General features: G+C 35.7%; 21 protein-coding genes and 3 tRNA genes. 7 read left to right on the top strand and 17 right to left on the bottom strand.

Translation table 11 applies throughout. From position 1 onward, the window contains the following. The 3 genes from M2373_RS08240 to M2373_RS08230 all read left to right on the top strand — a co-directional run bounded on the left by M2373_RS08240 (position 1) and on the right by M2373_RS08230 (position 3865). Positions 1-1155 (top strand): TIGR03364 family FAD-dependent oxidoreductase, encoded by a 1155-nt coding sequence (locus M2373_RS08240; protein WP_259109427.1) that lies wholly within the window; start codon positions 1-3, stop codon positions 1153-1155. A 5-nt stretch (positions 1156-1160) separates the two neighbouring features. Continuing rightward, the gene (locus M2373_RS08235; RefSeq protein WP_259109425.1) at positions 1161-1829 is read left to right on the top strand and encodes an HAD-IA family hydrolase; all 669 of its coding nucleotides are present in this window, start codon (positions 1161-1163) and stop codon (positions 1827-1829) included. A gap of 182 nt (positions 1830-2011) precedes the next feature. Further along, a complete protein-coding gene (locus M2373_RS08230) occupies positions 2012-3865 on the top strand; it encodes a LamG-like jellyroll fold domain-containing protein (RefSeq protein WP_259109423.1) in 1854 nt (617 codons plus the stop codon). Positions 3866-3954: 89 nt separating this feature from the next. Here M2373_RS08230 and M2373_RS08225 read toward each other — a convergent pair whose 3' ends face one another. The 8 genes from M2373_RS08225 to M2373_RS08190 all read right to left on the bottom strand — a co-directional run bounded on the left by M2373_RS08225 (position 3955) and on the right by M2373_RS08190 (position 8008). Then, positions 3955-4440 carry a GNAT family N-acetyltransferase gene (locus M2373_RS08225; RefSeq protein ID WP_259109421.1) on the bottom strand — a complete coding sequence of 162 codons (486 nt, stop codon included), beginning with the start codon at positions 4438-4440 and terminating at the stop codon, positions 3955-3957. Between the two features lie 16 nt (positions 4441-4456). Further along, positions 4457-5872 (bottom strand): PLP-dependent aminotransferase family protein, encoded by a 1416-nt coding sequence (locus M2373_RS08220; protein ID WP_259109419.1) that lies wholly within the window; start codon positions 5870-5872, stop codon positions 4457-4459. Between the two features lie 55 nt (positions 5873-5927). Next, a complete protein-coding gene (locus M2373_RS08215; protein ID WP_259109417.1) occupies positions 5928-6293 on the bottom strand; it encodes a hypothetical protein in 366 nt (121 codons plus the stop codon). 192 nt (positions 6294-6485) lie between these two features. After that, the gene (locus tag M2373_RS08210; protein WP_259109415.1) at positions 6486-6836 is read right to left on the bottom strand and encodes a helix-turn-helix domain-containing protein; all 351 of its coding nucleotides are present in this window, start codon (positions 6834-6836) and stop codon (positions 6486-6488) included. 16 nt (positions 6837-6852) lie between these two features. Then, positions 6853-7308, bottom strand: a complete 456-nt coding sequence (locus M2373_RS08205; RefSeq protein ID WP_259109413.1) for a transposase — start codon at positions 7306-7308, stop codon at positions 6853-6855. 446 nt (positions 7309-7754) lie between these two features. Next, positions 7755-7838 (bottom strand) — tRNA-Leu (locus M2373_RS08200). Between the two features lie 6 nt (positions 7839-7844). Further along, positions 7845-7920: transfer RNA gene (locus M2373_RS08195), tRNA-Gly, on the bottom strand. Between the two features lie 6 nt (positions 7921-7926). Next, positions 7927-8008 (bottom strand) — tRNA-Leu (locus M2373_RS08190). Between the two features lie 191 nt (positions 8009-8199). Here M2373_RS08190 and M2373_RS08185 point away from each other — a divergent pair. The 3 genes from M2373_RS08185 (at position 8200) to M2373_RS08175 (ending at position 10171) form a co-directional block, all read left to right on the top strand. After that, positions 8200-8577, top strand: a complete 378-nt coding sequence (locus tag M2373_RS08185) for a DUF3127 domain-containing protein (RefSeq protein WP_259109411.1) — start codon at positions 8200-8202, stop codon at positions 8575-8577. Positions 8578-8640: 63 nt separating this feature from the next. Continuing rightward, positions 8641-9294, top strand: a complete 654-nt coding sequence (gene aat, locus M2373_RS08180; protein WP_259109409.1) for a leucyl/phenylalanyl-tRNA--protein transferase — start codon at positions 8641-8643, stop codon at positions 9292-9294. Then, a complete protein-coding gene (locus M2373_RS08175) occupies positions 9281-10171 on the top strand; it encodes a DMT family transporter (RefSeq protein WP_259109407.1) in 891 nt (296 codons plus the stop codon). Before aat ends, M2373_RS08175 begins: the two co-directional genes overlap by 14 nt. A gap of 105 nt (positions 10172-10276) precedes the next feature. Here M2373_RS08175 and M2373_RS08170 read toward each other — a convergent pair whose 3' ends face one another. From M2373_RS08170 to M2373_RS08130, 9 genes are all read right to left on the bottom strand, one after another. Beyond that, entirely contained in the window at positions 10277-11656 is a 1380-nt protein-coding gene (locus tag M2373_RS08170) for a tetratricopeptide repeat protein (RefSeq protein ID WP_259109405.1), read from the bottom strand. A 209-nt stretch (positions 11657-11865) separates the two neighbouring features. Then, complete coding sequence (locus M2373_RS08165; protein ID WP_259109402.1) at positions 11866-12837, bottom strand: zinc-binding alcohol dehydrogenase family protein; 972 nt, start codon at positions 12835-12837, stop codon at positions 11866-11868. A 513-nt stretch (positions 12838-13350) separates the two neighbouring features. Further along, positions 13351-13929, bottom strand: a complete 579-nt coding sequence (locus M2373_RS08160; protein ID WP_259109400.1) for a Crp/Fnr family transcriptional regulator — start codon at positions 13927-13929, stop codon at positions 13351-13353. A gap of 47 nt (positions 13930-13976) precedes the next feature. After that, positions 13977-15359, bottom strand: coding sequence for a phosphoglucosamine mutase (glmM, locus tag M2373_RS08155; protein WP_259109398.1), 1383 nt, complete (start codon positions 15357-15359; stop codon positions 13977-13979). Between the two features lie 72 nt (positions 15360-15431). Then, entirely contained in the window at positions 15432-16409 is a 978-nt protein-coding gene (locus M2373_RS08150; protein WP_259109776.1) for a DUF4421 domain-containing protein, read from the bottom strand. Positions 16410-16678: 269 nt separating this feature from the next. Beyond that, positions 16679-18712 (bottom strand): ferrous iron transport protein B, encoded by a 2034-nt coding sequence (feoB, locus tag M2373_RS08145; protein WP_259109396.1) that lies wholly within the window; start codon positions 18710-18712, stop codon positions 16679-16681. Further along, positions 18712-18966: a FeoA family protein gene (locus tag M2373_RS08140; protein WP_259109394.1), complete on the bottom strand. Its 255-nt coding sequence runs from the start codon at positions 18964-18966 to the stop codon at positions 18712-18714. The genes feoB and M2373_RS08140 overlap by 1 nt, the downstream gene beginning before the upstream one ends. 121 nt (positions 18967-19087) lie before the next feature. Beyond that, positions 19088-19366 carry a hypothetical protein gene (locus M2373_RS08135; protein WP_259109392.1) on the bottom strand — a complete coding sequence of 93 codons (279 nt, stop codon included), beginning with the start codon at positions 19364-19366 and terminating at the stop codon, positions 19088-19090. 215 nt (positions 19367-19581) lie between these two features. Beyond that, positions 19582-20478, bottom strand: coding sequence for a GLPGLI family protein (locus tag M2373_RS08130; protein WP_259109390.1), 897 nt, complete (start codon positions 20476-20478; stop codon positions 19582-19584). A gap of 187 nt (positions 20479-20665) precedes the next feature. Here M2373_RS08130 and M2373_RS08125 point away from each other — a divergent pair, with 187 nt between their 5' ends. Beyond that, positions 20666-21163 carry a DinB family protein gene (locus M2373_RS08125; protein ID WP_259109388.1) on the top strand — a complete coding sequence of 166 codons (498 nt, stop codon included), beginning with the start codon at positions 20666-20668 and terminating at the stop codon, positions 21161-21163. Positions 21164-21224 lie beyond the last annotated feature (61 nt).

The following is a 21224-nucleotide window of genomic DNA, read 5'->3' as shown; positions in this document are numbered from 1 at the left end:
ATGACAACAAAATTTGACTTAATCGTTGTAGGAGGCGGAATATTAGGAACATTCCATGCCTATCATGCGCTGAAGAAAAATCTTAAAGTAGCCTTGCTGGAAAGAAATTCTGTACCTCAGGGAGCAACGGTTAGAAATTTCGGACAGGTTGTCCCTTCCGGAATGGACATTAAATGGCAGAATTTCGGAAAAGAAAGTTTAAAAATTTATGATGAACTTCATGCTCAGGCAGATTTAACGATAAGAAAAAACGGTTCTGTGTATATTGCCTCCAACGATGAAGAACTTCAGCTTATTGAAGAGCTTTATGAAATGAATAAGAACAACGATTACAAATCAATTCTTTTATCAAAAAACGACTGTATTCAAAAATATGATGGCTTACGCTCTGACTATTGCAAAGGAGGCCTGTTTTTTCCAAACGAAATATCCGTGGATTCTGCAGAAATGATTGTAAAACTCCACAGCCTTTTGCAGGAAAAATCAGGATTAAAAATTTTCTACAATACCACTGTTTCCGAAACTTATGAAAATGATAACGGATGTATAGCTATCGCGTCAGACGGAACCGAATTTAATGCTTCAAAAATCATCATCTGCGGCGGTCATGAGTTTAAAACATTGTACCCAACTGTATTTAATGAAAGTGATCTGGAAGTCAGCAAGCTACAGATGTTGCAGACAAAACCACAGGGAATTTATTCTCTTCCTGGAAATATTTTAACAGGTCTTTCCATCAGAAGATACGAGGCTTTTGAAGAATGTCCTTCTTTTCATCCCATTAAAGCTTCAGAGGAAAAAAATTCTTTCGAGAAGAAGTTCGGAATTCATATTCTTTTCAAACAGGCACTTGACGGATCAATTATTTTGGGCGACTCACACGAATATGCTGATGCAAAAAACGCTGATGACCTTGGCTATGATCTTAATATGGAAATTGATGAATTTATGATCAATGAAGCCAAAAAAATTATCGATTTACCTACTTACGAAATTCAGAGAAGATGGTTTGGAATTTATTCACAATGCAAAACCCAGGATATTTTTGAACATATGCCTTCTCCGAATATTCACATTATAACCGGGATCGGAGGGAAAGGAATGACAGGAAGCGGAGGCTTTTCAAAATTTAATATAGATAAAATTTACGCATAAATTAAATGAAAAATATAGAATTATTGGTTCTGGATATGGCCGGAACAACGATCGATGAAGATAATGTGGTGTATAAAACAGTGATGAATTCTGTAAATGATTATGGTTACCATGTCACTTTAGAAAAAGTTTTATCTGTCTGTGCCGGTATGGAAAAACTGGAAGCTATTACCAGCTTATTAAAGGAAATTGGAGGAAACGAAGAAGATGCATCCGCTATTTTTGAAAATTTTTCAGATCAGTTAAAACTTTCCTATCAGAATCTTGATGTAAAACCAATCGATGGAGTTGAAAATTTCTTGCTGAGCATGAGGTCAAAAAATAAAAAAGTGGTGCTGAATACAGGATATACCGGTGAAATCGCACAGCAACTTTTAGATAGATTAAACTGGAAAGAAAATGTCCATTTTGATGCTATGATCACTGCAGATGATGTTTCAGAAAGCCGCCCAAGCCCCGCCATGATCCATCTTGCAATGGAGAAATTTAATATCACTAGACCCGAATCGGTTTTAAAGGCCGGAGATTCCGTCATAGATATTGAAGAAGGGAAAAATGCAGGCTGCGGGCTTACTATCGCCGTATTATCGGGAGCTCAAACCCGAACGGAACTCGAAAAATCAAATCCCGATTATATTTTAAATACAATTTCTGAGGCTGAAGACATTCTTTAAACTACTTCTTTCAATTTTAGCTTACTTATTCAGCCTCAATTTTAGTTTATATATCAGAACTATTTAATTATCAAATAATTAATATTGGGTTCACACATGTTTACAAATAGTAAATTAATTTTACAATTATTAAATTAAAATTACTATTTGTAAACTTTTTCTTTTTTCAAAACTCTTACTTTATGAAAACAAAACTATTCTCAATGGCTGTTTTAATGAGCTGCTTTTTTGGAGCTCAGACTAAAAAAGTTCTTTTTATCGGTATTGATGGTTGCCGCGCGGATGTCATGATGTCTTCCAATACACCCAACATTCACAATCTGATCAATCAATCTATTTATTCTCTGGATGGGCTTTGTGCCGCTACAACCTGGAGCGGAAACGGCTGGAGTACCATGCTGACAGGAGTCTGGCATACGAAACACAATGTTCAGGACAATAATTTTACCAGTCCAAACTATACAAACTATCCCGATTTTCTGACAAGAGCAGAAACGTACAATCCGAATTTAAAAACGATCTCTTTGGCTCATTGGGCTCCGATCAATGACCAGATTATTCAAAATGCAGACATACAGACCAATTTAGCAAGTGATCTGGCGGTAAAAAATGCAGCTGTAAATGCTTTACAAAATGACAATCCTGATATTTTATTCGTTGATTTTGATGATGTAGACCATGCGGGACACTCCTATGGATTTAATGCGAATACGCCTCAATATGTATCATCTATGCAGACCACAGACACTTATATCGGTGAAATTGTAAATGCTATGAAAGCAAGATCTACTTATAATAATGAAGACTGGCTGGTTGTTTTAACGACAGACCACGGAGCTACAGATTCTTCACATGGTGGAGGAAGCCTTTCTGAAAGAGATATTTTCACAGTATATTCCAATCCCGGATTTACGCCTCAGCAGATCAGTAAAACGGTTTTAGAATCCAGCAAAACATTCAGCCAACTGAGCTTTCCGGCAGGAACCTACGCAAAGCCTGCTAATCAGACACCTTTCAATTTTGGGGCTGGTCAGGATTTCACGATTGAATTCTGGGTAAAACCGAATGCAGCCTATTCAAGCGATCCGGTGATGCTGAGCAATAAAAACTGGGCTAACGGAAAAAATAAAGGTTTTGTCATTTCAGGATATTCAGGGCAAACTTTTAAAATGAATATCGGTGACGGAACCAACAGAATAGATCTGGTAGGCGGAAAAGTAGAAACCAACCAATGGAAACATATCGCTGTAAGCTTTGACAGAGACGGATTGGTAACAATGTACGAAGACGGTGTTCCGGTAACTTTTGCTAAAATGAATATGATCGGAAATATTGACTCTGGGCTGCCATTAACCATCAATCAGGATGGAACGAATACTTACAATCTAAATTTAGCAGCTTCTTTTAAAGATATCAGAATCTGGAATTCAGCACTTCCGAATGATGTGATTATCAACTGGGCCAACCAGGATGTTACTTCTTCACATCCTTATTATAATCAGTTACTGGCCAATTATAAGTGCGATCAGACTTCCGGAAACACATTGGTTGACTCTAGTCCAAATAACAATAATGCAGCAATCACTGGATCTCCAACTTATAGTGCCAATACTGCAAATACTTTTAAAATTTATAATTATCTGACCACAACAAGAGAAACAGATCATTTCCCAACGGTATTAAACTGGTTGTGCATCCCCGTTCAGTCTTCATGGGGTATAGATGGAGTCAATAGAATTCCTGTTTGTCAAAACGGAAGCTTATCTACCGGCGACATCAAGGCTACAGCTAATGATTTTAAAATTTATCCCAATCCTGCTTCTCAGAACATCAATATTCAATTCAAATCTGAAGAAAAGGAAATGAAAGCTGAAATTATTGACGCAAAAGGATCATTGGTTTTATCAAAAAAAGTAAAGTCTTCCAATGGAAGTTATGATGAAAAAATTGACATCAACGGGCTATCAAACGGTCTTTATTTTATCAAAATCATCGGGGCATCAAAATCTCTTTCAAAAACTTTTATTAAAAAATAGATACATCGCATTAAAGTAATTATTAGATTTACATTTTTGATATTAGAACAAAGATCATCCGGTCCAAGTTCTAATATCTTTTTTTGTTTCTATTGGTCCAGCTTCAAAAGCATTCTTGTATCGCAGCGCTCATAAGGTGAGTCTACCGTAGGAACATGTTTAAATCCCAGTTTCTCGTAGAGTTTTATAGCCGGAACAAGAGAAGAATTTGTTTCAAGAAAAATTTCTTTAGCATTCATCTTTTCAGCCCTATCAATTAATGCATCACCGATTAAATATCCAATCTTTTTACCCTGCGCTTTCGGGCTTACTGCCATTTTCGCCAATTCAAATATCAAGGGTTCAGCAGAGGACTTTATCAATGCACAGGTTCCCACTACTTCATTATTCAGAAGAGCAAAAACAATTCTTCCTCCTTTATCGAGAATATATTCCTGAGGATGATCCAGTGCCTTATAATCACTTGCCTCCATTTTAAAGAATTTACTGATCCATTCTTCATTCAATCTTCTGAAATCCTTTTGATATCCTGATTCATATTCCACAATTATCACTTCATTATTAGAATCACTCATTGCTTTGTTTTTTATATTAAATTCTGTTTTTTATCATTTTACCCAGTTTTTCAAGATCACTTTCTACGCGATCTGTCCATTCTAAGGCATAGTTAAGACGCATACAATTCTGATATTGGTTGTATTGAGAAAACATTCTCCCGGGGGCAAAATTAATTTTCTGACTGAAGGCTTCATCATAAAGATCTTCTGTGCAGATTCTTTTATCAAGCTCCAGCCAGAGCATAAACCCACCTTTTGGTCCTGAAACCTTTGTGTTATCAGGAAAATAAGCCGCTACAGACTTTTGAATCTGAAGATAATTGGCGTATAATTTATTTCTGAAAGTTCGTAAATGATGATCATAACGGCCATGCTCAAGAAAATCTGCAATTACATCAGAATACAGTGAAGGGCTGCAAACCGTCTGTACAATTTTCTGACGGATTATTTTCTCTTTAAATTTTCCGGGAGCTACCCACCCGACCCGATATCCCGGCGCCAAAGCCTTTGAAACAGATCCTATCCACATGACAAGACCTGCTTCATCATAATATTTGCATGGTTTGGGTCTTTCTGCCCCGAAATAAAGATTTCCGTAAATATCATCCTCAATCAGAGGAACATTATATTCTGTAATCAGCCTTACCAGCTCTTTCTTGTTATCATCCGGCATCTGAAAGCCTAACGGATTGTTGAAATTGGTCACAAAACAGCATGCCGATAATGTGGGAAGAACTTTCTTTAATTCATCCAAATCTACACCCAAAATAGGGTGAGTAGGAATTTCCACCACCTTTAATCCCAACAACTGAATAGCCTGCAATATCCCAAAATATGCAGGGCTTTCCACGGCTACAGAATCTCCGGGTTTGGTAACAGCCATCAGACAGTTATACACTGCATTCATTGCTCCGGAAGTGATCACCAGATCATCCTCCGTAATTTTACCTTCTAAAACCAATGCCCATTTTGCCATTTCGCGTCGAAGATGCACACTTCCCTGCACGGGTTCGTAATCGGTACCGCTGTCATTTTTATTTTTTATAACATTGACGATCGATTTCTTAAGCTTGGCTAAAGGCAGAAAACTTTTCCCGGGAATTCCCAGGGCAAACTGAGTCACATCTGTTCCGGCAATTGTTCCGAATACTTTATCCACTAAATCCTGAGGCGTATTTTTCCCTTCAGATATTTTCATTTTAGCAACAGAAGGAAGCTCTAACTTACGTTGAGAAGTCTGACTCACGAAATAACCGTACTTGGGTCTTGATTCTACCAGAGACCTGCTTTCAAGCTCCATATAGGCTTGTTTAACAGTGTTTAAGCTTACATTATAGAGTTTCTGCGCACTTCTGAGTGATGGCAGCCGGTCTCCAAACTGAAGAGTCTCACTCTGGATCTGCTCCGTTACGGATTTTGCAATTTTAAGATATAAAACATCCCTTGACATACAATTCTTTTTAAGTACATGTACAATTTAACAAAATCAGATCAGATTTATACCATCAGGAATTCAGCCAGTGAATCATTCTGGCAATACTGCTTATAAGCTGCTCTCTGTTTGTAAAATTCTCTGAATCCTTTCTTTCAAAATAAGTCTTTGCCTGATCTTTTAATTTATCCGTTTCTTCTTTTGTACAGCGTTCGGTTTCATAAATTTCAAAATCAATTTCATCATCCTGATTAATCACTAAACTGGCAAAAGCCACCGTTTTATGATTCTTTTTCACCAATAGAAAAGGAATTCCAAAGTTTTCATTAACCTTACTGACATTGAACTTTTGAAGAAAAATAGTTTTCAGCTCCGACATGTCTGATATATAGACTTCAGCAAATTGAAGCCGATCCTGATATTGAAGAGTCGTTTCCATATTACCTGCTTTTATGTAAACAAAGGTAAAACCTAATTAATCTAGGATACAGATACAGAAGTTTGTATTTTTATGGGTACAGAATTTATTTTTTTAATAGAAAACAAGAAAATGGGTAAAAATAAAAGATCCCTCAAATCTGAGAGATCTTATCCTATAAAATTTAATCTAATCATTATTTCGACTGAATATTTAATTCGAACAAAATAATTTTTTCCATTTGGCAATCGTATTTCTACTCATTTTGAGATCTCTTGCCAGCTCAGAATTATTCAGTTTGTTTTTTTTCTGATGATCAAGAATTTCAAGAATAGTTTCCTTGTCATATGAACGATGAGACTGATTAAACTGTTCCGTTTCTTTATCTTCATTCCCAAATATTTTTCTGTTAAGGCTTAAAATATCCAAACTTGACAGTTCTTTTTTACTGAGTATATTTTTGCATATCTCTTTTTTTTCAGGATACTTCATTTCTATCATATCCTTAAAAATCCTTTTATAATCCGGCGAAGTCGTTTTATGATTCGGGTCTTGTTTTATCATAGATTTGATTTTTTTATCACGAATTTACTTTTTCAAAATTTTCAGATAGATTGTATTTGTTCATCCACTTATAAAGGGTGGTTTTAGGAATCTTATATTCTCTTATAACCTGAATTTTTGTCTTCCTGTTGGTCTGAATAAGATCTATAATAAAATCGATCATTTCTTTTGTATAAATATTTTTTCGAAATTGCGGTAAAGCTGTATTAGCCGATGTAGAAGTATTATTTTTGAAAGACGCCTGGGGCGCGTAAAAGATCAGATGTTGAGAATATATTCTAAAAAAATCATACTCAAGAAGCTTACTCCACTGCAAGAGCAGATCGCAATCCAGTGAGCTGCTTACATACATTTCGTCTATGGCTTTTTCATCACATTTAAGGAAATTACAAATTCTTAAAATATCGAGCTCACATTCAATGACCCTCTGTCGGATCAAAGAACCCATATGGATGTCTTTTAAATGTTGCATAAATATTGAGTGTAGATTAATAGAAATATCCATCGAAACAACAAGAATGATATTATCAATAGATATATATTACTTGTATTAAATATTTAGCAAATTTACTGCAGATAGATTAAAAATATACTACTGCAATTACACTTTAAAAATACAAAATACTCAATTACAACAGCTTACAAAACACATGAAGTATAAAAGATGTACTTCCATCATTCTATTTATAATTCTTAAAGTCAGGATACATGTGGAAATAGAATAAATTTTAAAAAATTATTTCAATCAATCTACAAAATCTCATTGATTTTATATCTTCTCTTTTTTATATAGATTTTCATTGAATTATTAATGAAGGAATACCATAGAAAACCGGTATTGATAATGAAATAGATTCACCTGTTTTTAACCTGCTTAAAAACAAAAAACCCTCCGTAAAAAATTACAGAGGGTTTTAGTACCCCGGGCGGGACTTGAACCCGCACGCCAAAAGAGGCACAGGATTTTAAGTCCTGCGTGTCTACCAGTTCCACCACCAGGGCATGGAGTGGAGCGAAAAACGGGATTCGAACCCGCGACCCCAACCTTGGCAAGGTTGTGCTCTACCAGCTGAGCTATTTTCGCATACTGTGCGGATGAAGGGACTCGAACCCCCACGCCTCTCGGCACCAGATCCTAAGTCTGGCGTGGCTACCAATTACACCACATCCGCGTTGCTAATTCTGAAAACTTATTTTTTAAAAGAACTTGTTTCGTTTTTCCGTTTTCAGTGGTGCAAAGATAGGATAAATTCTTTTACCTCCAAACTTTTTAGCAAAAAAAATTAAAATTTTTACATTTTTTTTCTCTCGTAGCCTTTATTACGATTCATTTTCTTACTTTTACATCGTTAATTATTATGATATGGAATTACAAGGAACGGTAAAGAAAATATTTGATGCTCAGACTTTTGCGAGCGGTTTCCAGAAAAGAGAAATGGTGATTTTGACGCAGGAGCAGTATCCTCAGCCGATAAACATAGAATTTTTGTCTGATAAGATCAATTTATTGGATAATTTAAAAGAAGGAGAGAATGTAAAGGTGGGAATCAACATCAGAGGAAGAGAATGGGTTTCTCCTCAAGGTGAAACTAAATACTTCAACTCAATTACAGGTTGGAGAGTAGAAAAGGTGTTTGATAACGGTTCAGAACCTACACAGGCTGCCCATTCACAATCGGCATCTCCAGTATCCAACGAAAATCCGTTTGCCGGAGACGATGACGACGATTTACCTTTTTAATTAAAAGATAATACTTGAAATATTAATCCTGCTTTCTTAAGTGGGATTTTTTTTCCTTAAAAAATGGTTCGATTAGACGAAAACGAGATTTCATTCCCCGATCCGGAAATTTATGATGGCCATGAAGGCCTGATCGCTTTTGGCGGTGATCTGTCAATAGAAAGAATCTGGTTTGCTTATCAGTTGGGAATTTTTCCTTGGTATAATCCCGGGGAAGAAATTCTTTGGTGGTGCCCGGATCCGCGATTTGTACTGCATCCGGAGGAATTGAAGATCTCAAAATCGATGAAAAAAATACTGCAGCGCAATGTATTTACCTTTTCTGAAAACAAAAACTTCAGAGAAGTCATTAAAAACTGCCAGCAGACCAACAGAAAAGGACAAACAGGAACCTGGCTTTCGGATGAATTGATGGAAACTTTCATTCAGTTACACGAATATGGACTGGCACGAAGTATTGAAGTCTGGCAAAATGACGAACTGGTAGGTGGATTTTACGGGCTTCAGATCGGTAATGTTTTCTGCGGTGAAAGTATGTTTGCAAAAGTGAGTAATGCCTCAAAAGCAGGATTTATACACTTTGTTGAAAGTAACAAAAACAACATAGAGTTAATTGATTGTCAATCTCATACAGAGCACCTAGAAAGTCTGGGCGCCAGAATGATTCCTAAAATGGAGTTTTTAAAAATTTTACATAAAAACAATGAACGCAGATAAAGAAAAATGGATTCTTTTGGTCGTCCTGAGTATTATTTGGGGATCATCATTTATTTTGATTAAAAAATCACTTGAGCATTTCAGCCCGTATCAGGTTGGCGCTTTAAGGGTCTTAATTGCAGGAATTATTTTAATGCCAGTTGCGATTTCAAAGTATAAATTATTCCCGAAAAAGCATCTAAAATGGCTTCTGCTTGCAGCGTTTACAGGGAACTTTATTCCTATGTTTTTATTTCCGATTGCCGAAACAGAAGTGAGTAGCAGCATCGCCGGAATTATCAACTCCATGATGCCTATTTTTGTGATTATTGTCGGTGCTTTGATATGGAAATTTGAAACCACGAAACAACAGATTATCGGGACCATGATAAGCTTTACCGGAGTATGTTTATTAGCTTTTGGAGGCGACGGGGAAGGCGGAAAATTCAAACTGATTCCGATTTTATTATTACTGCTGGCCACTTTATGCTATGCTTTAAGTACAACCACCGTAAAATCTAAATTAATGGAAGTCTCATCAACGGTTTTATCTGCCTTTGTCTTTTCTTTCGTATTATTTTTTCCCTCATTAATTGCTTTAAGCTTTACGGGCTTCTTTTCAACCTTTAGTTTTAGTGAAAATAATTTAACCGGACTTATGTTTGTCGGTTTGCTTTCTGTTTTCGGAACAGGGCTGGCGATGATGATGAATTATAGACTTTTAAAAGTATCCACGCCTCTTTTTGCATCGACCGTTACTCTATTGATGCCTATTGTAGCTATTATTTGGGGATTCCTGGATGGTGAAAAACTCAGTATCCTGCAATTTGTCGGCGCCGGTATTATTATCGCAGGATTGATCTTTTTAAGAAGTAAGCCAAGCACTATAAAAAAATAAATCCTGCATTGCTGCAGGATTTTTATGTGAGTCAAATTTAAGTTAAATTTAAAAAAAACAGTCTAGCTGTAAAATTTCAGACTTCCGTCACAAGCTTACAACCCTTTAGTTTTTCTTTTTCACTTTCGCCTTAACCTTTTTCACCTCATCTTTGATGTAAGGATATTTTTTCTGCATATCCGTAGCCAGAGAAGGATCCAGTTCTAAAGCTTTCTGAAGAGATTCGATCCCTTTTTCCTGATCTTTTAAATTAAAATAGCAATTGCTAAGCTGATAGTACAATTCTGCCCTGTCGTGCGCTCTTAAAGCTCTGTTTAAGATCGTAACAGCCTCTTCATACTCACCCAATAACATGAGTACTTCTGAAAAAGCATACCAGTTATAGAACCTTGAGGGTTCTGCATCAACCAATTTCTTCAGACAAGAAAGGCTTTCTTCAAATTTCCCTGAATCAATGAATAAAAATGCTAATCTTTTTTGATAATCAAGATTATTTTCATTCAAATGAGTGGCTTCTTTTGCAAAGTGTAATGCCTCAGACATTCCGCCCATCTCTTCATAAAGATAAGACTGCTCCATCATCGCCAGATAAAACTGAGGATCTTCCCTCAATGATTTCTGGAAAGCATTTAAAGCTACAATCGGCTGTTTTAATGCTTTATAACAAAGACCGATTTTATAAAATGTGAAAGCTTTAGTATATTCAAGCTCCAGCATTTCTTCATAAACTTCAATCGCTTTTTGGTATTGTCCTAATGCTTCATAGCAAGCTGCTTTATTCGCATATACTCCAACAGAACTCGAGTTAATGGCCAACAGGTAATCGTACCCTTTTATAGCCTCTTCATAATTCTTTCTGTTGAAATAAAACTGTCCATATTCAAACCATGCGACTTCCGAATAGGCAAATTCATCCAGATATTCGTTAAGAAACGCAATGGCCTCGTCACTCTTATTCAAATCGGCAAAGCAGATCATACTGTTCTCCAGCGAATATTCATCCGTTGGATCTTCTTTCAAAGCTTTTTTATAATGTTTAAGAGCGTTAAAAGGATCTCCTAAATTTACATATTCATCCGCAATGAAGTTGTGAAGGAAGTTTTCTTCTTCTTTCAGTTCCAATGCTTTTTTACAAATTTCTATGGATCTTTTAGGATTTCCTAAATTCGAATAATACTTCGCATAGCAAACCAGGAAGTCGGTATTCTCCATTGACGAACCCTTCAACTCATCGATAAGCTCTTTTGCCGTATTATAGTCTTCCCACTCCAGAAGAATTTCAAGTTTTTTAATCTTGATATCCAGAGAATTGGGATGAAGCTTCAGACCATAATTCACCGCTGTATCAGCGTAATTAAAGTCACCCAGCTCCAGATAATAAACAATAATGTCTTCTAACTCTTCTGTATCAAAGTAGAATTCATCATTATTTTCCATCATTTCCTCGAACTTTTTTACAAGTTCATTTCCAAAATATTCTTCCAATACTTTTATCCTTCGTCAGCCAATGTTTGAATATGCTTACAAACCTCGACAAACTTGTTTAAATTAATATTACTTCTGAAATTTATAATTCAAAATGTATGCAAAGTTGCGAATTTTTTTTGACATTCATCTTCGTAAATTTCTATCTTAAAGATAGTGAAAAGAAGATTATAATCAAACCATTGTGGATAAAAAAAGAGGAGTTATCATTAAATTAACACAATTAATCGTTTTCTGTTCGGAATTTCGCTTTCCCAAACTCTTTCAATATCTTTTAAGTAAACTGTTTCTGTATCTATTTTTAATTTTCCGTTAACGGCAGCCTGAAACATCTCGGGAATAGTCTCCGAAAGGAGTAATTTCATCTCTTCCTGAGTCCAGCTTCCCAACCCCGAACCTGAAATCTGAATATCTGTGCCTCTTAAAATCTGTGATGACAGCTGAATGGTATCACCACTCATTCCTCCTACTGAAACCAAACGCGTTTTATGAGAAAAAGTGCCGTCACCTTTTAAAGCGGATAAAATATTTTCTACGGAACGACCCCAGATATAATCTACGATCACATCAATAGGTGTATTATCATGTATCTCTTTAATTTTTCGCTTAAATTCTTCCTCATTTAACTCCAAAGAGATCACCTCATCTGCTCCCAAATCAAGTAAAGATTGCAGAGCTTCCTTATTTCTTCCTGTAGCAATCACCTTTTCAGCACCATATAACTTAGCGATCTGTATCGCTACTTTCCCTGTTATTCCGGTTGCCCCATTGATAAGAACCGTTTCTCCGGCCTTTAATTTCGTTTTAAACTTCAGCCCCATTGCTGATCCCATCACAGCATTCGGCAATGCTGCCGCAACCGCAAAATCAAGTTCTTCGGGAATGGGAACGATCATCTTTTTATCAGCCACTGCTTTTTCGGCAACAGTACCTTTTTTACTAAAAAAATAAACTTTAGATCCATTTTCGAGAAATCCTACTCCATCGCTGCCGATGATAGCTGGCTGATGTTCTTTATTTTCTGTGGAATAATGTTTACCACTGGCCCGGGCTCTGTCGAGGTGTTTGATAGATGCTGCTTTTACAAAAATCTGAGCCTCATGATCATCATTAATTATCGGATCAGGGAAATCTGCATATTGTGGAATACCTCCTTTTTCAAATACTACTGCTGCTTTCATTTGTTTTATATTTTAATACAAAATTATTTTGAAAGCGACTCAAAGTGCAATAACATTTGTTATGAGTTGTTGGAAGTTGAGAGTTGAAGATTTAGGAAATAATAATTTTTTGCCGCAAAGATTGTGACTCTTTCTGTATTATTTTTTAGAAGGCCAAGGCAAATAAATTTGCTTCACGAAGCTTGAAAACATCGCTTTATCAAATCAACTTGTTGATTGATCTTGCTCACTTGAATGTATTTTTATTTTGAATTAGAGCCTGTTTAAATTTCTTTCTAATATTTTTAGTATCCTGATTTTTAGCAAATAATAACTTTAGTCTTCTACAGGCTCAGACTGACAATCCTGATACTAGATGTATAATTTGGCGGTGTCAGACTGAGCTTGTCGAAATCTTAGATATTTTTTGAACTAAATTTAAACAGGCTTTTAAACTTTGCTTTTAAAAATGAAGAAGTTCTTTATTCATTCAATTATATTGCAGTCGCAAAGAAACCTCCATCTTCCATCTTTTCAAAGCCTGTCTTTCAAAATCTTGCTTTTAATTCGGCTTAAATGAACGGTTGTAATACCCAGATAAGATGCAATATAATGCTGGGGAACTCTTTTGATAATATTGGGTTTTTCTCTGCAAAGATTGAGATAACGCTCCTGTGGGCTTTCTTTAATAAACGAAAAAAAATGTTTCATATAGTCGAAAACCCGCTCAAAAACAGAATCCATAAATTCAGCTCTCAATTTTGGGTCTTCGTAGACTTCTTCTAAAATTTTATCTGCAGTCGGCTTATCAATCTGCCACAAAACACAAGATTCTATGGTCTCAAACGAAACCATGCTGGGTAATCCTTTACGAAAGCTTTCGAGTGATGAAAACATTGTATTTTCCATGAAAAACTGAAACGTAATATCTTTCCCGTCATTATTATACCAGGCTCTTACAATTCCCTTCTCAATAAAATAGGCATTTTGTGAGATTTCATGCTCTTTTAAAAGGATTGTCCTTGCAGGGACTTCCAGACGCGTGAAGTTCTTTCTGTATTTTCCCCAGGTATCTTTCGGGAAAGAAAATCTGTTTTGTAAGTGTTCAAACATATTGTAAAAAAAGAACGAGACCAAAAGTCCCGTTCCTGTTATATTTTTTAAATCAAACTTTTGATTTTTGCAATGATATCGTCTCCTAGCCTGTCTGCTTCTTCCTGTGATTTAGCTTCAGTATAAATTCTGATAATCGGCTCGGTATTCGATTTACGAAGATGAACCCAGTTGTTTTCAAAATCTATTTTTACACCGTCTACCGTAGAAACTTCTTCATTTTGATATTCTTTTTCCATTTGAGCCAAAATATCATCTACATTGATCTCCGGAGTCAGTTCGATTTTCTTTTTACCCATAAAATAGCTTGGATACCCCGCTCTCAATTCGGAAACAGTTTTATTTTCTTTGGCAAGATGAGTCAGAAATAAGGCAACACCAACTAAAGAATCTCTTCCGTAGTGCAAATCAGGATAGATAATTCCTCCGTTTCCTTCACCTCCGATTACGGCATTTTTTTCTTTCATTAAAGTAACCACATTCACTTCTCCAACTGCACTTGCAAAATATTCTGAATTGTGAGTATGTGCAACGTCTCTCAACGCACGGCTTGAAGAAAGATTTGAAATAGCTGCCCCATTTTTATTTTTCAGTAAATAATCTGCTACAGCAACCAGAGTATATTCTTCCCCGAACATTTCGCCCTTTTCATCAATCAAAGCCAATCTGTCAACGTCAGGATCTACTACCACTCCTAAGTCAGCATTTTCTTTCTTCACCAATTCACAGATATCTCCTAAATGCTCTTTCAATGGCTCAGGATTGTGAGGAAAATGACCTGTCGGCTCGCAATATAATTTTACGGTTTCGCAACCTAGTTTATCCAATAACATCGGAATTGCAATCCCTCCTGTAGAATTTACGGCGTCTAAAACGACTTTGAAGTTTTTCGCTTTAATTGCTTCGACATCTACCATTGGCAGGTCCAGAATCTGCTGAATATGGATATCAAAAGCATCATCTCTTGTTTCATATTGACCCAAATCATCTACTTCTGCATAGTTGAAATCTTCATTTTCAGCCAGCGCTAAAACTTCCGCTCCATTTTCTCCGGTGATAAACTCTCCTTTTTCATTTAATAACTTCAGTGCGTTCCATTGCTTTGGATTATGAGAAGCAGTAAGGATAATCCCTCCGTCAGCTTTCAGTTCCGGTACCATAATCTCAACAGTAGGTGTTGTAGAAAGTCCCAGATCAACAACATTGATTCCCAGTCCCTGTAACGTTGCTGTTACCAAAGAAGAAACCATCTGACCCGAAATTCTGGCATCTCTTCCGATAATTAAGGTTAAATCTTTTTTATTTTTATTATTTTGAAGCCAGGTTCCGAACGCCGAAGCGAATTTTACCACATCAAGAGGCGTCAAGTTATCATTCACTTTTCCACCTATTGTTCCTCTTATCCCTGAAATAGACTTGATTAACGACATTATGTTTTTATATATATTTAATTGGTTTATGTATTATTTTTTCCGTAGCAAAGATACTTAAAAAGACTTTACTTATAAGATGGGGATTTTTTTCTGAAGCTTATCATAATTGCTTTTTACCACCTTTGGAGGAGCAAAACGATATCCTACATAAATCAGACCGAAATAATTGCTGTTTTCAACCGTATAATTCTCTTCCTGATTGTAGGCATTTGCATTAAAATTGAGCTTTCCGCCAAACAGGAAATGATCTGTATTGTATCCTACGTGAAGACCACTGGCAAATTTTACGGTTACAAATTGAGTATTTTCTTTAGCCCCTTTTGACCCATCCGTTAATGTATCTCTGAAACTCGAAAATTTTCCTCCAAATCCTAAGGCAACATAAGGAGCAATATTAACTTTCTCAGCAATTACCCAATTGTAAAAATAGCCCATATTGGCTCCAATATTAAACTGAGTTTCTTTGCTTTTCTGTCCTTCTATGGTATTGCTGAAAATAGTATAATCGTAATCTAAAAAAGGCGTCCAGCTTCCTTTGCTCTTCGTTTGCCATTCACCTTGGGTATAAATACTTTTTACGGAAAAATCTTTATTGAGCGCATAAGCTGTGGACCCTCCGAAAGTTTGTACCCGCAGATCCGGAAACTGAATATAAGCATCTTTATCTTTTTGCCATCCCGGAAGAATATCCTGCATATTTTCAATATAAAAACCTTTTACATTTTTATAATACAGAGTCTGGATAAATCTTTTAGGGAAAAACCTGAAGGTAAAATCGGTGTAAGAACTGTTTCCTTTCAGAGGATTGTATTTATTCCAGGAAATGAATTTAGGGGTAAAAGACAGGGTGGCACTTATAATTCTGTAATCTATAGAAACAGATGTTTTTATTTTATTATTGATAGAAAGTACCGTTTCCTTCTGATTTCCTTCTTCTCCTTCATAAAATGTATAGTTCTCTATATTGGTATCTAAATTGACACGAACCATCACCCGGTCTGCGTAAGACCTGATCCGAGCAGTATCCTGTTGTGCTTTTCCATGGATAGCCCACAGAAAAAGTAAAGATAAAAGGTATTTTTTCTGATATCAATCCAAATGTGTTTAAATTTCAGAAAATGAAAATACCACATTTTTTTTTAATACAGACTTAGTGAGGGTAAATTACGAGCACCCGCAATCTTTATCGCAATTGGTTCTTTTTGAACTGAATTTTTTCGGCGCAAAATTCTTTCTCAATATTCTGAATAAAGAATAGCAGGCAAATCCAACGATCAGTAAAACAATTACGTACTGTAAAATTAATGAAGAGTCCATTATTTTAATATTTGATAAGCAAACATCGACACAAAATATGCCAAACCTGTCATCATCACAACCTGAAAAGCGGTCCATTTCCAGCTTTTGGTTTCTCTGTAGACTACTGCAAGTGTAGAAACACACTGCATTGCAAATGCATAAAATAAAAGCACTGACACCCCCGTTGCAAAATTGAAGACTTTTTCTCCATTTGGCTTTACGTCGTGTCTCATTTTATCAATCACTTTCACTTCCGGAGCATCATCATCCAAACTGTACAAAGTTGACATTGTTCCTACAAAAACTTCTCGTGCCACGAAGCTTGTTAGGATTCCGACCCCCATTTTCCAGTCGTACCCCAAAGGAGCAATTACCGGTTCTATTCCTTTCCCCATTTTAGCGAGATAAGAATGATCAAGTTCCACATTTGTTGCCACAAACTGATCCGGCTTTTGTTTCGGACCAAAATAGCTCAAAAACCAGATGATGATACTTACAATGAAAATAATTTTTCCCGCTCCTGTAATAAAGTCCCAAACTTTTCCTAAAACCATTTTCAGATCATATCCGAAAAGTGGTTTTTTATAAGTTGGCAAATCCATTACCAGATACGTTTTACCTTTACTTTTAATAAATTTATTAAGAATAGCTGCAGAAAGCAGGGCCACAAAGAATCCTAATAAATACATTCCCATCAGGACCAAGGCTTTATACTGTATTCCTAAAAAAGTTTTATCTGAAATAATTAACCCAATAATGATACTGTACACAGGAAGCCTTGCAGAACATGTCATAAACGGCGTCACGAGTATGGTTAACAATCTTTCTTTTAAATTTTCAATATTTCTTGTAGAAATTACCGCCGGAATCGCACAAGCCGTCCCTGAAACCAACGGAACAATACTTTTTCCGTTTAATCCGAATGGTCTCAAAAGCCTGTCCATAAGAAAAACGACCCTTGCCATATATCCGGAATCCTCCAGCAAATAAAGAAAATATAGTAGAATCCCGATCTGAGGAGCGAAGACAATAATTCCGCCCAGCCCGGGAATGATTCCGTTTGAAATCAATGAATTCAACGGACCTTCCGGCAAATGCTCACCTGTAAAAGCTGAGAGCCATGCGAATAAATCATCAATCCAGTTCATCGGATATTCCGCCAGAAAGAAAACACTTTGGAAAATGATGAGTAAAATCATCATAAAAATAATATATCCCCAGAATTTATGTACTAAAACCTTATCAAGCTTCTCTGTTAATAACTCTTTGAACTGTGGTTTTTTGGTAATGACATTAGATAGAATTTTATCAACGTTCTGATATCTCCTAACAGTCTCCTGAACCTGTAATCTTTTCGGAACAAGACTTTTAGAATCCGGCTCATTCATCTGCTCAACAACAGCCCCTATTCTTCCCAAATCTGTTCCCAAAGAAAGACTCATCCAGGCTTTATACTCATTATCAAGCCCTTTATGAGCTGCTACTTTTCGTATAAAATCTTTATGTTCATCCGGGGTTTCGAATGAAGCTTTATCGGTTTTTACAAAATTATTTTTTAAAACAGCCTCTTTAATTTCATCAATACCAATCTGTTCCTTGGCATTGGTCTGAATGATTTTTATCCCTAAAGACTCTGAAAATTTCTGAATATCAATTGTGATTCCCCTTCTTTCCGCCTGGTCAATCTGGTTTACCACCAAAATCATCGGAATTCCAAGATCCTGAATCTGTTGAAATAAAAGCAAGCCTCTTTTTAAACTTAATGCTTCAAGAATATAGATAACACCAGCATAGTCCTTCTGGTTATCAATAAGAAATTTAGAAAAAATGGCTTCATCTTCCGAACTTGGATACAAACTGTAAGAGCCCGGTAAGTCGACTACCTCAACTTCCTCATTTTTATATGCATAATGTCCCGAATGGCTCGCCACAGTAACACCCGCATAATTTCCGGTTTTCTGTTTTTTGTTGCAAAGCGCATTGAAAACCGTTGACTTTCCTACATTAGGATTTCCGACTAAAAGTACCTGTTTTTTCTTGTTTTCCTGCATTAATTCAATTCTTCAACAATAATAAAATCTCCTTCTTCTTCACGAAGGGCGATACGGCTTTTCTCATCTCCGAACTCTACATACATTGGTCCATTAAAGGGCGCCTGATACAAAATCCTGAACGATGTCTCCGGAAGAAGACCCATTTCAATGATCTTATTGGGCATCTTCAGATGATCGTTATCATACCCCAAAATTTTTCCCATTTTGTTTTTGGGAAATCCGCTCAACTTATGTAAATCCTTCTCTTTCAAAGCCTACTTTTTGTGTCTGCAAATATACGTTATTTAAATTTAATCTAAATAACGGTTTAAATGAACAAAGACTGAATATAAATATCCAGTCTCTTAAATTTGTTCTATAGTTCTTTATATTTTACGGCTGTACAGAATCAGATATTGATTTAAGACAGGCTAATAAAGCATCCAAATTTGTTGGTGGCGGAACTACAACAGCAATCACGCAAGGGTCAATCGCTTTTTTTGCCGTTACCGTAATTTTTTTAACTTCATTGCCCTCGCTTTGAATTGTTTTTTTAGCAACTAAAACTTTGTCTTCTTTTTTTAAGAAATCTGATGTTGGATTTGTTTCTGCAGTTTTTGCAAATGTAACCATAGAGATCATTAGTAATGATCCGAAAATGAGTTTTTTCATGACGAAATAATTTTTTTAAAATGTTTTTATCAAAAATAAACTAATTTAAATAAGTATCCAAATATTTCGACATATTTTTCATCAATTTATTCTTTATTCATGGTGTTTTTCTGCGTTTTTATCATATTATGTTAAATATACTAATTGAGAAAAAAATCACCCCAAACACAAAATGCATTTGGGGTGACTTAAATATAATTTAGTTGATATGAATGCTATTTTTTCTTTTTATCCTGAGCCTGATTTTTTTCAATAGGATTGTCGTTAGCGTTGAAAAAATCTTTCGCCATTTTTTCCTGTTTCTTAGCAAAATCTCCGATGGTAAGATCTGAGCCCGGCATTTTCATACTCATCATTTCCGGCGTCACTTTCTGGCGGAATTCTGCCATTGGATCCTGCTTAAATCCTACATAAGCTTTATCAAATTTTTCTTTCGTTGTTGGAGTAACCGTTGTAGGAATTCCATACTTTGCATTGATCTTATCAGAATAAGTCAATTCTTCATAGTTTTCAATTTTCTTGTTTCCGCTTAATTTCCAAGAATAATTTTTCTCAGAGTCTTCAACCTTAACAATTAACCCCGGAAGACCATAGAATTTATACGGCCCGTCCTGAAATGGAATATCTGTACTGAACCATGCCGTCCATTTTCTTCCTCCGAATTCTGTTGTTGCCTTTTGAGTGTTATATTCTCCTACCTTTTCTTTTTCAGGTAAAATATTCCAGTTTAATTTAACATCATCATCAAATCCAAACAAATTCATACTGATTCTATCAATATATTGTTGTTTCATTCCCGGATATGTTTTTATGATTTTGTAAGAAAATTTCGGCATTTTTATCAGTTTGCTCATATCCTTAAAAGATTTGGTTTTTTCCATTTCCTCCACGGCAGCTTTAATAATTGAGTCCTGTGCAGGGACTGTATAATCCTGATAAATTGATTTTTTTCCTGTGATATCTAATATCGCAATTACTTTATCCAGTTTTGCAGAATCTTTCTTGGGCTTAAAAGTCAGTTCATAAAAAAAGCGGTTGGCTGTTTCTTTAGACTCCTGGGCATTTGCAAAAACCAGAACAACGATAAAAAATAAAGAGAATAGTTTTTTCATTTTTATTTAATGTTTATTGTTATTAGTTTATAGTTTGTAGATTTTGTTACAGATTTTTTTTATTTTTTTTGTGACAGTCCATTTGAAACGTCTCTTAAAAACTATAGATCAATTAAAATTTATGATTCTTTTAAAAAATTTCATTCCTAAAAATTTTATCTTTAAGATACCTAAAAAACAAAATTATATGGACACTTTATCTCAATTAAAAAATGAACTTCAAGAAGAGTATCAGACGACCAGAAAGTTTTTTGAAATCTATCCTGACACCAAAAATGACTTTGCTCCTCACGAAAAAAGCATGAAAATGATGCCTCTTGCCACCCATATCGGGGAAGTTTTCGGCTGGGCAGATACAATGCTCAACACTTCTGATCTGGATTTTGCAAACACAGATTATAAACCCAAACAACTTTCAACAAAAGATGACTTACTAAAAGTTTTGGATGAAAACCATCAATCAAGCCAGAATGCTTTAAGCAATGCCAATGAAGATGACCTCAATCAATATTGGGCTTTGAAAAATAATGGTGAAGAACTCGCAAAATGGACCAAATACGGATCAATACGCCATAGTCTGAACCAAATCACCCATCACAGAGCACAGCTAGGTGTTTATTACCGTCTTAATGATATTCCGTTACCGGGAAGTTACGGTCCGTCTGCTGATCATCCCGGATTTTAACTTAATATAATTCTCATTATCTATAATTAAAAACCCAACCTCAGTGAGGTTGGGTTTGCTT

It is taken from the genome of Chryseobacterium sp. JUb7 (assembly GCF_024806495.1).
Classification (GTDB): domain Bacteria; phylum Bacteroidota; class Bacteroidia; order Flavobacteriales; family Weeksellaceae; genus Chryseobacterium.
The sequence above is the reverse complement of the archived record's forward strand: the minus strand, read 5'-3'. Positions and strand labels throughout refer to the sequence as shown.

Coding starts and splice junctions, on each gene's coding strand:
- M2373_RS08240 (WP_259109427.1), top strand. CDS start 1: ATGACAACAAAATTTGACTTAATCGTTGTAGGAGGCGGAATATTAGGA.
- M2373_RS08235 (WP_259109425.1), top strand. CDS start 1,161: ATGAAAAATATAGAATTATTGGTTCTGGATATGGCCGGAACAACGATC.
- M2373_RS08230 (WP_259109423.1), top strand. CDS start 2,012: ATGAAAACAAAACTATTCTCAATGGCTGTTTTAATGAGCTGCTTTTTT.
- M2373_RS08225 (WP_259109421.1), bottom strand. CDS start 4,440: ATGAGTGATTCTAATAATGAAGTGATAATTGTGGAATATGAATCAGGA.
- M2373_RS08220 (WP_259109419.1), bottom strand. CDS start 5,872: ATGTCAAGGGATGTTTTATATCTTAAAATTGCAAAATCCGTAACGGAG.
- M2373_RS08215 (WP_259109417.1), bottom strand. CDS start 6,293: ATGGAAACGACTCTTCAATATCAGGATCGGCTTCAATTTGCTGAAGTC.
- M2373_RS08210 (WP_259109415.1), bottom strand. CDS start 6,836: ATGATAAAACAAGACCCGAATCATAAAACGACTTCGCCGGATTATAAA.
- M2373_RS08205 (WP_259109413.1), bottom strand. CDS start 7,308: ATGCAACATTTAAAAGACATCCATATGGGTTCTTTGATCCGACAGAGG.
- M2373_RS08185 (WP_259109411.1), top strand. CDS start 8,200: ATGGAATTACAAGGAACGGTAAAGAAAATATTTGATGCTCAGACTTTT.
- aat (WP_259109409.1), top strand. CDS start 8,641: ATGGTTCGATTAGACGAAAACGAGATTTCATTCCCCGATCCGGAAATT.
- M2373_RS08175 (WP_259109407.1), top strand. CDS start 9,281: ATGAACGCAGATAAAGAAAAATGGATTCTTTTGGTCGTCCTGAGTATT.
- M2373_RS08165 (WP_259109402.1), bottom strand. CDS start 12,837: ATGAAAGCAGCAGTAGTATTTGAAAAAGGAGGTATTCCACAATATGCA.
- M2373_RS08160 (WP_259109400.1), bottom strand. CDS start 13,929: ATGTTTGAACACTTACAAAACAGATTTTCTTTCCCGAAAGATACCTGG.
- glmM (WP_259109398.1), bottom strand. CDS start 15,359: ATGTCGTTAATCAAGTCTATTTCAGGGATAAGAGGAACAATAGGTGGA.
- feoB (WP_259109396.1), bottom strand. CDS start 18,712: ATGCAGGAAAACAAGAAAAAACAGGTACTTTTAGTCGGAAATCCTAAT.
- M2373_RS08135 (WP_259109392.1), bottom strand. CDS start 19,366: ATGAAAAAACTCATTTTCGGATCATTACTAATGATCTCTATGGTTACA.
- M2373_RS08130 (WP_259109390.1), bottom strand. CDS start 20,478: ATGAAAAAACTATTCTCTTTATTTTTTATCGTTGTTCTGGTTTTTGCA.
- M2373_RS08125 (WP_259109388.1), top strand. CDS start 20,666: ATGGACACTTTATCTCAATTAAAAAATGAACTTCAAGAAGAGTATCAG.